The organism is Bartonella sp. CL434QHHD (genome assembly GCF_042195145.1).
In the GTDB taxonomy this organism is placed as follows: Bacteria; Pseudomonadota; Alphaproteobacteria; order Rhizobiales; family Rhizobiaceae; genus Bartonella.
In genome coordinates, this window is the sequence record NZ_JBHINT010000016.1 from 17,366 (window position 1) to 30,180 (window position 12,815).

The window sequence follows — 12,815 nt, forward strand, 5'->3', positions numbered from 1 at the left end:
AAGAAGACGAGATTTTTTAAGAACAACACAAGTTGTTGTAAAGAAAAAAGGCAGCACAATGTGCTGCCTTTTCTAATAAGGTACATAGTGTACCTTATATTAAAACTGATAACGTACTCCTCCGGAAAAACTTGTTCCCGAAAAACCAGCCTTATTAAGCTTATGTTGATAGAGAATATCAGCATGCAGAGAGAACTGTGGCAACAATTTGGCATTAAAGCCTAATCCAGCCTCTAGAGAAGAACCAAAAGCTCCTAACTTGAAAGCATCATTGAAATTCACAGACTGTTGTCCTTCAAAACCATGAGCAAGATAAAGCTTACCATAGAAAGCAATAGCATTCACGCCTTCAGAACCTGTAGGAATCTTGGTTAAGCGTCCACCAACACGTGCTACCCACTGATTAAGGTTACCCATTTCAATATCAAAATTGTCAATATCACGAGCTTTATTAAACTGGAGATGTTGATACACAACCTGAACCTGCGGATCAAAGACAAAACCCTTATATCCTGTCGCAATTGTCTGACCACCAGCTAAAGAAATACTCAAAGGATTACCTTTTAATGTTGCTGTTTTACCCCGTGCAAGGGTGAGAACATCACCTTTGAACAGACCATAGGATAAAAGACCGTCGACATAGAAGCCAGCATTATGCTGCATGCTACCATATACCGTAGCAGTCCATTTATCAAATGCACTCTTCTGGCTTTGCTCAACATTCAAAGGCTGCAGAGAAAGTTTTCCATAAGTTCCCATAACGCCAAAGGATATAACACTGTCAGCATTTTCAATAGTTTGCAGCAGAACACCTGCCTCTACACCATTATAACTAAGATCGCCGTCGTAACCATATTCAAGTGCGGAAAGATCTGAAGCATAACGGTAACTTCCACCATAGCCGCGCAAGTATAAAGCGGGATTTCCACGAACCTCTACCATTCCTGTAGAAGTCATCCGCAACGTCTCCAATTGCTTATTTTGATTGCTAATATCCATCAAACCAGCGTGGAATACGCTATTAGGCAAGACAAGATAAGTTGGAACCTGTGGAACAACAGACCTTACAAATTGTTCAGGAAGGGCAGCAGATCCAACAGACTTAACATACTGATTTTCTAGACGGAAGTTCCAAAATTCTCCACCATCCTTAACAAATTTCTGCTGAACATGCTCCTGTTTCGAAGTCGCTTCTGGACCATAAGCACGAAGAGTATATTTGTAAGGTGAGTTTCTCAGTGCAACATAATTGCCATCGAGTTGGAAAGAGTCTTTCTTTGCTTGACCATAGACCTGAATAATTGAAACAGTATGAGCAATCTTGGCATTCGCTTTACCATCTCCTACATTGCCCGCATCACCTCGTACATGTATTTTTGTTTTTCCAGAAACATCACCATGAATTACAAGCCGATCAGTGACTTGCTGATTATTCGGATCACGAGGATTTAAACGTGCATTGAGATGAATTGCAGCATTACCCTGTGCAGCATAAACTGTTCCTTTCCCATTTCCAATATGGAGAGTCTGATATTTTCCTTCAGATTCCGAAGATGCAAAATCAATAGTACTATTTACAAGACTTACAGAAGAAACGCATGAATCCACACATCCTAAATCTGGAGTACCCAAATTCCTCTGTGCACTTCTTTTTAGAATCCACTCTGATTGATTAATTAAATCTAATTTTGCATAAGAACTTTTATCAACGCGAACATCGCCTTTAACAATAGAACTATCAACCGATACCGATATATTCGAACCATTCTCGGCTCTTAATAACAAGTCACCAGCAAGAGTTGTCTTATTTTCTAATGAAACATGACCAACAGAATTATTACCATAGATCGCTATACCATTTGCAACTTCAAAATCAGTTTTTTTCAACGAAATTGCCCCTGTTACACCTATAGGTGTTTTCTCCTGTTTGGATACAGTACTCCGCTTAACAACATTTGTTTTCTGAGTTGCTAAATCCTTACTTCGATTTTGTTGACTCTCTTCTTTCTGTATTAGTCCATCAAAATATATGCCGTAGACTCCGTCACCTTCCACCTTAACAGTTGAAGACTCGATATTTGCATGATTCATCGTAGGACGAACCTCAGAGGATCTCCTTCCCCTAGAAGAGCCTGTCTCAACCACTTGATCATCAGACTTCATAATCCACAAAGCATGAGCATCAGTCACAATACTCCCATTCTTAAAAACAACAGAAGCATTATCACTCAACAGCAAAGCTGCACGCCCAAAGTTATCTGCAAAATCTAACTTACCTTGTCCTTTTTTCGCAGTAATATTAACTTTGTCTAACTCAACGCTTCCCCCAGCTTCGGACCTCACAGCCACTCCCTTTTCCAAAGTAATAGCCCCAGAGTCCATAGACACCTTACCAGCCTGACTTACCAAACCAGCCACAGCCAAATCCCCCGTCACGTTAATTCTCGTATCCTTTAAATTAACAGATGATCCAGAACCCGCCAAAGCGCCCACATAATGCGCATTAACTGATCCACCAGTCATCATAACCTTTCCACCATTTTGAGCTTCAAGCCCAATTACAGAAGATGTAATTGTTGAGTTTTTTTCCAAAACAACTTTTGCATTGTCTTCTGCAAGAACAGCACTCACAGCCTGTAATTTAGTAAGATCAACATTGCTTTTGTTATCATCCCCCCCCATAATTGTAGCATTCTCTAACTTAATAACTGTATTTTCATTCTGTGCATGCATAGAATGTTGAGTTTTATCCTTTGCTTTCAGTGTAAGATTTGTCACTGTATGTGATTTACCATCACTACACGAATAAGGAGTTTGCGCCCCCTTCTCACCATTATCCTGTGTGGCATCACATGTAGAAGAAACCGTTTCCTTACCAGGATTATTAAGCAAAAGAATACGTCCAACAGCTCCTCCAGAAGAGGCAACAGGTTTTACAGAAATCTCAGAAGTAGAATGCTTCATGGAAGCAGTTGAATTTAGACTAGAAGATGCAACAGGTGTTACAGAAACCTTAGAAGAAGGCTTTCTGGAAGCTGCTGATTTTATAGATGGAAGCCTATTCGATATAGTGTGCCCAGATGATACAGAAATCCCATCTGTCGATATCACAGAAATCTTACCTCGATCAGATCTCGCAGCTGAATCAGCTCCTGAAGGCATTAAATTTAACGAACTTCTATCTCTAGATGAAGGAGATGAAACAGTATATACGCTATACTCAGATGTCTCAGATCTTGCAAGATTAGCAGATGCCCCCTCCTGAGATGCAGCAGAAACAACAGGAGACGTAGTAGAAGAAGGAACAGACGTTACAGTTTCAGATGTTCCAGCCCTCCTCGGATCAGTAGATGCGCCCCCCTCAGATACAGTAGAAGTAACAGAAGACGTAGTAGAAGAAGAAAGAGACGTTACAGCTGCAGATGTTCCAGCACTCCCCTGATCAGTAGATTCCCTCCCCTCAGATACAGTAGAAGCAACAGGAGACGTAGTAGGAGAAGGAAGAGACGTTACAGATTCAGATTCTTCAATCTCTACGTATCTATCATATCCACCGTCTGTACAATCTGCCTCCTCTGTCTCAGAACTCCTAAGTAATGCAGAGGTTCCATTCGCACCAGAAGTAATAACTTGATTAGGTAGTCTAGCTTCAGAAGCTCCAGATGGAAGATTTGATCCTACAGCAGAATTACCTACCTCACTTCCCACAGCTTCACGAGATGGCACGGAAGAAGTCTTTACTCTCGCACTCTCCTTGTCACCTACGAAAGAAAGAGAATTACGCTCATAAGGCAATTGTTTATCTTCTAAACGAAAATCCCAAACACTTCTACTATTTTTAATTAATGTATTATCGAAATACTGCATTTTCGAAGGAATAGCTGGACCATAAGCACGAAGAACATACTGATAAGGTAAACCGCCTATCGTAACATACTCACCATTCAGTTTAAAAGAATCTTCGCTCGCCTCCCCATAAACCTGAATAATTGAAATACTCTGAGGTTTATAAGCTTTAGCACTCCGACCTCGCCGACCCTCACCATTTGGTTTCAGTGTAAGCACATGCACCTTAGTTTGACCAGAAACATCACCATGAATTAAAAGCCTACCAGATAGTTGAGAATCCTCTGATGCACCAGCCTGCGCAAATGCAACGAAATAAATATAAGAATCCCCAGAAGCGGTGTAAACTGTGCCTTTCCCATTTCCTATCCGAAGCATTGGATAACTATAATCTTGTGGATTCTCCTCATCTCCTAAAGGCACAAGCCCAATATCAGAATTGTTAAGTTTTACAAATGAAACACATGAATCCTCACACCCCCTATCTTGAGGCTTTCCAAATTTATTTTTCGTTACATGCCACTGCGATCCATTGAATAAAAAAATCTTACCCTGAGAACCTTTTTCAACATAAGCTTCACCGCTAACTATAGAATCATTAACAAAAACCGACACTTCAGACGTAGCTTCAGCTCGTAAGAATGAATTACCAGACACTTGCGATGCGCTATCTATAAGGACAGAGCCTCTCATATTCTTACCTAAAATGGCTGTACCATCTGGAACCTTAAGAGTAGTGCCGTGCAAAAAAACTAAAGACTCCTTATTTTGTAATTGATTACTTTTTAATTGGCTCTGTTCTGAATTATCGGATTGATTATCAAAATATACGCCTGTAGACGTTTGACCACTCAAGTTAATAGTTGAAGATTTTACAGAAGCCCTAATTCTAAAGTCCACTTCATCGGTTCTTTCTTCACCGACTTCTGTCCTTGTCTTTTGGCCTAAAATTTTGGGTATAAGATAGCTAGCATATTCCGAAGAAGCAAGAAACTCGCTACTAGGATCATCTATTTCAATACGCCTCACTCTTGTATCATTATTTCCTTGAACATTGTTAGAATCTCCATCATCATTGTCAAAGACCCATACACCAACAGAATCTGAATGATTAATGTTTCCATTTTTAAAGGAAATAAAACCTCCATCTGTAAATAAAAAGCTACTCAATCCCTGTCCTGCAGCGCCAGATTTGCTGCGATCAATTGTAACATTAACTTTATCTAATTGAATGATTCCGCCGTTTTCTGCCACAACTACAGATCCACCTGTCGGGACAATAACCTTCCCTGATTTCATATCTATTACTGTTCCATTGCTGGCACGCAAACCCATTACCTCTTTTCCCTCTTCATCATTCCCCCCCTGTGAACCTGACACAGTAATCGTTGTATTATTCAACAGAATAAGTGATTCATGCGCAGCCTCAACACCCATATTTGCACTAGAGATTGTCCCTCCTGTTATAATGGCCTTTCCACCAAATAAAGCGTAAATCCCAGTGTCAAAATCATGAATCGATGAGTTTTGCAATTTGACCACTCCATCTTGTGATGCAAATACAGCGCTCCCATACTGTGGTTTAACCGACACAGTCTCTGAACCAGGTTTATTCTTAAGAGATGAAGAGTTCAATTCAATAATTGTCGGTTCAGTAGCTTCTTCTGGTCCTGCAACATCATCTTCTCCATCAACACCAATCCATCCCGCTGTTACAGCAGTATCACCCTTCTTCTGCACCACAATCGTACTATTACGTATTGAGTGTTTTTTTCTATCACTACAAACAATAGGTGATAAAGGGTTCGTCTCCTCTCTATTATCCGCTACATTACATGCATTGGCACTACCACCAACGCCCTTTGGGACACCGCCAACACCACCAGGAACACCACCAGGAACACCACTACTCGCTATAGAAGCATCAACACCTTGTAAAAGGAAAAGAGCGCTCGCTGTCAGTGCGTACAAACGTGTACGCTTTTTAAATACATTGATCATATGTCAAACTTTCTAAATAATGTTGCAAAAACACTAGAATTAAGTGAAAATGAGGTAAGTGAACAATTTGTAACATATGTAAGTCAACTTTACAACATAGTGTTATTTATTTACGCTTCATTTTGTGCATAAAGATACCTAAGTTAAGGTTTTTAATTGCACAACCTATTGTAATATCAGATAAAAGGATAAAATAACGATGATAAAATATATGAAATGGATGACTTCTGTTTTACTGGTTGCAATGAGCTTTGCAACGGTTTTGTGGACTCATACGAGTATTGCAAATACCAGTACCCAGACAAATGTAACGATTGATCATGTTTCAGGCACGACTTCTGTTCCCGCTTCTCCGCAAAAGGTTGTTGTGTTTGATCTTGCTTCGCTAGATAATATGAATCGCCTTGGTATCCAAGCCGTTATTGGCCTTCCTGAAGGAAAAAAACCTTCCTATCTGCAACAATTTAATGATGAAAAATATGAAAGAATTGGAACCGTTTTTGAACCAGATTATGAAAAAATTGCCACTCTTCAACCCGATTTGATTATTATTTCCTCCAGAACTCAAGCAAAATATAAAGATTTATCCAAAATAGCTCCAACAATTGATCTAACCGTAGAAAACGAAAATTCTCTTGAAGATATTAAACGAAATGTGTCTATCCTTGGAAAAATTTTTGGCAAAACACAAGAAGCAGAACAGGAAATTGCAAAACTCAATGAAGCTTTTGCTGAAGTCCGTAAAAATACCCAAGGAAAAGGCACTGGGCTCATACTCATGACTTCTGGTGGAAAAATCAGTGCTTTCGGACCAAAATCACGTTTCGATATTTTTCACTCCGCTTTTGGAATTGCCCCTGCAACCGATAAACTTACCGTGCAAAAACATGGACAACTCATTTCTCCTGAATTCATTCTTGAAACCAATCCTGATTGGTTGTTAGTGATTGATCGCGATGCAGCCATTGGACGGGAAGGACAATCCGCAGCACAATTGCTCAACAATGAGCTTGTTCACCGCACAACAGCGAGCAAACAAAACCAAATTATTTATTTGGACTCTTGGAGCTGGTATCGTGCAAATGGTGGTTTAACGGCACTCATTGAAACCGCACAGCAGATCAATGAAGCCTTTACAAAGAGCAAATAAGCGTACAAAAGAGCTTGCTTGCTATATAAATAAAATTTAAAAGCAGAGGTTGTTTATTAAGCAGTCTTTGCTTTTTGTAGGTTTTGTTAGAAAATGATTTAACGTGAAGAATTACTGGATAACCATAACACTTCTAATTTTCCTGTCTATCCTCAGCATTTTTGTTGGTTATTCTGATGTCACACCTTCTGACCTATTCGCAGCCGATCCCCATGCGTGGCTTATCTTTTGGCAAACACGTCTTCCTCGTACCATTGCAATCCTTTTAGTAGGCGCAGCACTTGCACTTTCAGGTATGATTATGCAACTATTGACACGCAATCGCTTTGTCGAGCCATCAACCACTGGAACCATTGAATCTGCTTCCCTTGGCATTCTTTTTATTATGATTTTTTTACCCGATATTCCTGTTTTAGGAAAAATGGTCGTTGCGACAATTTTTGCCATGGCAGGCACTTTACTTTTTATGTTTTTATTGCGACGCATTCCTCTAAAATCTGCTCTCATTGTACCCCTTACAGGGATTATGCTAAGCTATATTATTGGCTCTTTAACCAATGCCATTGCAGATTATGAAATGTTACTCCCTTCTCTTCAAGCTTACTTATTTGGCAGTTTTTCGATGGTTCTTGAAGGAAAATATGAGCTCTTATGGTTATCCCTTCCCCTTTGTATTCTAGCCTATTGTACTGCTGATCGCTTTACGGTTGCAAGTTTGGGAGAAGATTTAACCAACAACCTTGGATTGAATTATCGTGTTGTCATGTTTTTTGGTCTTTTTATTGTCGCCTCAATCACTGCTGTTGTTGTCTGTACCATTGGCCGTATTCCTTTTGTTGGATTGATTATTCCAAATATTGTTTCAAGTTTCATGGGAGATAATATGCGCTATACCGCTCCTTGGGTGGCCATCAGCGGTGCAGGATTGGTCTTGATTTGTGATCTTTTAGGACGAATAATTCATCCCTCTCTTGAAATTCCCATCAGCACCATAATGGGTGTAATCGGTAGTTTTATTTTTATGATACTGCTTTTACGCTGGAGAAAGCGTCTTGGATAAAAGAAGAAAAACAATATGTGTACTAACAACACTTATCATCATAGCATGTACTATCATTAGTCTTTACATGACATGGAATATCAATGTTTATACATGGAAATTTCGTCTTACAAAACTTTCCTCTCTGCTTCTTATTGCCTACGCAATAAGCGTTTCTACGGTTTTATTTCAAACAATCGTTAATAACCGTCTTCTTACCCCTTCAATTATGGGATTTGATCAGCTTTATATTTTAATAAAGACTGCCCTAATGTATTTTGTAGGCTCTCTTTCTTTACCCTTTTTGAATGAAGAAGGACAGCTTGTTCTTGAAGCCCTCATTCTTATTCTTTTTTCAATAAGCCTTTTTCGCTGGCTCTTTTCAGGAAGCCTAAAAGGGCTTCATTTGACGCTTTTAATCGGTGTTGTTTTAGGCGGCTTTTTTTTCAGTTTACGGATGTTTATGCAATTGCAACTCAATCCAGACCAAATGATGAATTTAACGGATATTATGTTTGCAAATTTTAATAAATTCAATACACCATTAATAAGCTTTGCCACAATCATTGTCTTCATTGTGAGTCTGATTGGATGGCATTCCCGTCATCTTCTTGATATTTTGGCTTTGGGACGTGAAAATGCCCTCAATCTTGGCGTTAATTACCACAAAAGTGCGACAGCTGTCCTTATTTTTGTTTCCATTCTCGTATCCATTTCCACCGCATTAGTAGGCCCCGTCACCTTTTTTGGACTGTTAGTTGCCAACCTTTCCTATGAACTTTCTCCTCAAGCAAAACACAGTGTTGTTGTGCCGATTGCAATATTGTTAGCGATTATTTGTTTGGTGGGGGGACAATTTATTTTAGAACAAATTTTTCATATGGCAGGGCGTTTAAGTTTTATCATTGAGTTTTGTGGGGGTATTGTTTTCTTAATGTTACTGATGAAGGGAAAACTAAAATGATTGAGATCAATCATCTTTCCAAGGCTTACGGAGCACGATTGATTATCGATAATTTATGCCTTCATCTTCCAAAAGGGGGGATTATTTCTCTCATTGGGCCCAATGGTTCCGGAAAATCAACTCTTTTAATGCTGATAAGACGTCTTTTGCCACACCATAATGGTACAATTCATATCGACGGCTTTGATATTGATAAAATGCCCCACGATATTTTGGCTCAAAAACTCTCAATTCTGCGTCAAGAAAATCCTTTGTCTTTTCGCTTAACCGTGTACGATTTAGTAAGTTTCGGACGCTATCCTTATTCAAAAGGCTGGTATACACATGAAGATAAACAATTTATCGACAGTGCGCTACGCTATCTCGGCTTACAAGATTTAAAAGACCGTTTTTTAGATGAGCTTTCTGGCGGTCAGCGTCAACGCGCTTTTATAGCCATGGTTATCTGCCAAGACACTGATTATCTTCTTTTAGATGAACCATTAAACAATCTGGATATGAAACATGCCGTTTCTATGATGAAGCAGTTACGCCGCACAGCTGATGAACTGAAAAAAACCATTCTTATTGTTATGCACGATATTAATTTTGCCTCATCTTACTCAGATATGATTGTTGCATTGAAAAATGGGAAAGCGGCCTATTGTGGGACTCCAAAAGAAATTATGCAACCAGAAATTCTTAAAGACATTTACGATGTCGATATTCAAATCAAAACAATTAATGACATCCCTATCGCTCTTTATTATCGATAATCATAAAGATTTTTTGCGCTTGCATGCACTATAGAATCTGCTAGGGATAGTAAAATTGGCTTATTGGGGAATAGTTTAATGGTAGAACAGCGGACTTTGACTTCGTCAATCTTGGTTCGAATCCAAGTTCCCCAGCCAGTATTTAATGCCAGCCAGTATTTAATGCCAGCCAGTATTTAATGATTGTAGCTTGTCATCGGGTTTTGTATAATTTGAAAGCAGGTTTTGCATCAATTTATTTTTTTCAAAGGATCTTCAAAAACGTTCACGGGTTATTTAAAATCCCTTTAATGCATATTTTTCTCTTCCTCTAAAAATTGCAATTTGAGATGATAAGCTCTTGAGCCGGTGCGGATTCTTTGAACCACATGTATAAGATGTGCCAACCTCTTTTATCTTAAATTGGCTAAAGATTTTTCGGATCTGAGGCACATCATTGACTTTCCCTTTAATTGCACAAGCAAAGCAAACATCGTCTGGTAATCCTCTCGCAAATAAATCCTTTCCATAGTAATACACGTATATCTGGCTATGTTTATGGGAACGCCTTATCTAATAGCTATAAACCTATCTAAAGAGAATTCAAAAAAAGAAAGCCGTGCCAAATGATATGACGCGGCTTTCAGATATTGATTATAAGATTCGAATGAATCATCCACAATGGAGTAATGAATGCATATATACAAAACGTATCATATTGCAAGTGCTCTATTAGAAATATGAAAACTTATCAAAAGAAACGTAAATGATAGCTATGATTTTGATATCATTCATTAGCATTATAGAGCCTATAAAAGCTTAGTAACTTTATCAATCCAATCAAAAGAAAATGCATCTTAAATGAATGTCTTCTCAATAAGGCTTTCATAAGTATCTTTTCATTTTGCACTCAAATGTAACTTCTTTGCAAATTAACCAGCTCAAATTTGAGTTGGCAAAATCAACCAATCCAATTTTGGAGGCATTATCTTTAGAATAGAGCCATCTTTAAACATTATAGCTTTTGACTCAAAATTGAATAAAATCCCATGCCTTAGATGTTACAATGGTTTTGAATTTTGCTGCCTCATCTTTTTTTCAATAGGTGCCCCCCAATTTGGGGGGAGCTCATTTGGTTTCGTATTTTTAAACTGTAACTTTTAAAACGTTTTTTGCTCGCTTGCTTGCGTTATATCATTAAAAGGTTTTCAGTTTCATAAGACATAACATTGTGATTTTCATTCTATATTGTGATGATAGTATCCATATAATGCCTGCCTATCATTTACTAACTTTTTAGTAAGCGTTTTTAAAAACGATCTTGTCTTTAAATTCTTTTATGCAATCTTTATGAACTCAATCCATAAGCTTATGATAGTTTCAAACGATTATTCCTTTTAAGGTTGCACTCAAATAAAGAGCAAAACACATCCCATTCTTAAATGTATACAATTTATGTTATCGATAATTCCAAACGACTGAAATTTAAAACAATGTGATTTGTGCTGTGATAAAAACGTATCATAAAATTTATGACCTGTTATGAATGATAACCGCTTTTCATTTCATTTGAATGCACCCATGCGTTATAATATTTGCATCATGATTTGCTTTTTATGGTCTATTCATCCATGGCAATCTTATATAAAAAATGATCAATTCAAACATGCATAAAAGTATGGATTCTTAAGTGGGTTCATACAAAATAACTGCACTTAATGTATTGATTTTATTAGTTTTTATGTACAATACCTTTTTAACTTCATAAAGATATCAATTTCCTTGTAAAGAATATTCCTCCCATTCCAACAAAAGACTCCACATAAGGCGATGAGGGATAGCTTCTATGATTTACAGGTACTGATCACTGGCCATGCAATAACGCCGACTGATGTCCAAGCCAATGAGGCCGCCTGTGGGAACAGGCAAGTTGTGGGGCTGAATATAATGGAACAGCACCGAACGGATAAGCCACGCGTCGTAAGTAAGCCTCTTAGCGTGCATAGCTTATAGGTTTTGGAAACAGACAATTATTATAATTCAGGTATTATAATTCAGACGATTAAACATCGGATCTCAGGCTTTTAAATCCAGTGGACAAACACGAATAATGTGTCCGTCCGGATCTTTGATTAGGAAGGTACGTCCAAATACATCAGTATACGGTTCCTTCAAAACATTTATCTCAACAGTGGTTTGCTCTTTCCATTCCGCATAGAGCTTATCTACGTCCTCTCCAGTAGGCAACATAATGCCGATTTCTGAAAAACGAGGTGCATTTTCCTCAGGCGTATCGCCCCCAGATCAGAGAGCAAAGAGTGCATCCCCCGAAAAAGCAAATGCAACATAGCGTGGCAAAGTAAACACAGGTTCTTTCTTGAAGATGAATTTGTAAAAAGCGGTAGAATATTCTACATTTGAGACATATACCAACTGTAGGTTTGGGGGAACAGGATAAGTGGAAATATTACTCATTAATTCTCCATGATTTAGTAGCTGTCTTTTAACAAAGTATGCCTATATAGAGAATATTTCAACAAAAGTTTGTGATGCTTCCGTTCACGGTGTGCTCTATTTATATGTGTTTATTCGCTTATTGCTATATGCTAAAACATTGAGACCGCCACTACTGGGATTATAATGATATCCCTATCGCTCTTTATTATTGATAATCTAAAGATTTTTTGCACTTGCCTACACTATAGAATCTGCTAGAAATGGTAAAATTGGCTTATTGGGGAATAGTTTAATGGTAGAACAGCGGACTCTGACTCCGTCAATCTTGGTTCGAATCCAAGTTCCCCAGCCAGTTGTATGTATGTAGCTTGCCAGCAGGTTTTGTGTAGCTTGCCAGCGGGTTTTGTATATTTTGACACTAGGTTTTGTACCAATTTATTTTTTCTCAAAGAGTTTTAAAGGTGTTCTCAAAGGGTCTTCAAATGCCTTTCAAAGGGTATTTAAAGCTCTCTTTAACGCATTTTTCTGCTCCTATTTTTCCAGATCACTAAAGCATGTAAAGTCGGGTTGAAAGGCAAGGGGGACGATTCCTGTCGGACCATGGCGTTGTTTTGCTATAATAAC

At 38.3% G+C, this 12,815-nt stretch carries 5 protein-coding genes, 2 tRNA genes and 3 pseudogenes; 6 read left to right on the forward strand and 4 right to left on the reverse strand.

The window, feature by feature from the left end; translation table 11 throughout:
• Positions 1 to 99 precede the first annotated feature (99 nt).
• Entirely contained in the window at positions 100 to 5,847 is a 5,748-nt protein-coding gene (locus tag ACFILN_RS03460; protein ID WP_375670861.1) for an autotransporter outer membrane beta-barrel domain-containing protein, read from the reverse strand.
• Between the two features lie 199 nt (positions 5,848 to 6,046).
• Between ACFILN_RS03460 and ACFILN_RS03465 the strand changes: the two genes are divergently transcribed.
• From ACFILN_RS03465 to ACFILN_RS03485, 5 genes are all read left to right on the forward strand, one after another.
• Entirely contained in the window at positions 6,047 to 6,997 is a 951-nt protein-coding gene (locus ACFILN_RS03465; RefSeq protein ID WP_375670863.1) for a siderophore ABC transporter substrate-binding protein, read from the forward strand.
• A gap of 103 nt (positions 6,998 to 7,100) precedes the next feature.
• Positions 7,101 to 8,057 carry an ABC transporter permease gene (locus tag ACFILN_RS03470; protein ID WP_375663743.1) on the forward strand — a complete coding sequence of 319 codons (957 nt, stop codon included), beginning with the start codon at positions 7,101 to 7,103 and terminating at the stop codon, positions 8,055 to 8,057.
• Entirely contained in the window at positions 8,050 to 9,000 is a 951-nt protein-coding gene (locus ACFILN_RS03475; protein WP_375658079.1) for an iron chelate uptake ABC transporter family permease subunit, read from the forward strand. The genes ACFILN_RS03470 and ACFILN_RS03475 overlap by 8 nt, the downstream gene beginning before the upstream one ends.
• Positions 8,997 to 9,755: an ABC transporter ATP-binding protein gene (locus tag ACFILN_RS03480; protein ID WP_375623948.1), complete on the forward strand. Its 759-nt coding sequence runs from the start codon at positions 8,997 to 8,999 to the stop codon at positions 9,753 to 9,755. Before ACFILN_RS03475 ends, ACFILN_RS03480 begins: the two co-directional genes overlap by 4 nt.
• Before the next feature lie 64 nt (positions 9,756 to 9,819).
• Positions 9,820 to 9,893 (forward strand) — tRNA-Gln (locus ACFILN_RS03485).
• Positions 9,894 to 10,065: 172 nt separating this feature from the next.
• On the opposite strand, the pseudogene ACFILN_RS03490 reads toward ACFILN_RS03485, so the two are convergent.
• Positions 10,066 to 10,265 (reverse strand): annotated as a pseudogene (locus tag ACFILN_RS03490) (DNA adenine methylase); the annotation flags it as partial.
• Between the two features lie 1,545 nt (positions 10,266 to 11,810).
• Positions 11,811 to 12,011 (reverse strand): annotated as a pseudogene (locus ACFILN_RS03495) (VOC family protein); the annotation flags it as partial.
• Positions 12,012 to 12,469: 458 nt separating this feature from the next.
• Between ACFILN_RS03495 and ACFILN_RS03500 the strand changes: the two are divergent.
• A tRNA-Gln gene (locus ACFILN_RS03500) sits at positions 12,470 to 12,543 on the forward strand.
• A 179-nt stretch (positions 12,544 to 12,722) separates the two neighbouring features.
• On the opposite strand, the pseudogene ACFILN_RS03505 reads toward ACFILN_RS03500, so the two are convergent.
• Positions 12,723 to 12,815 (reverse strand): annotated as a pseudogene (locus ACFILN_RS03505) (DNA helicase); the annotation flags it as partial.

Excerpts from the sequence above, each read along its gene's own strand:
- ACFILN_RS03460 (WP_375670861.1), bottom strand. The coding sequence starts at position 5,847 with ATGATCAATGTATTTAAAAAGCGTACACGTTTGTACGCACTGACAGCG.
- ACFILN_RS03465 (WP_375670863.1), top strand. The coding sequence starts at position 6,047 with ATGATAAAATATATGAAATGGATGACTTCTGTTTTACTGGTTGCAATG.
- ACFILN_RS03480 (WP_375623948.1), top strand. The coding sequence starts at position 8,997 with ATGATTGAGATCAATCATCTTTCCAAGGCTTACGGAGCACGATTGATT.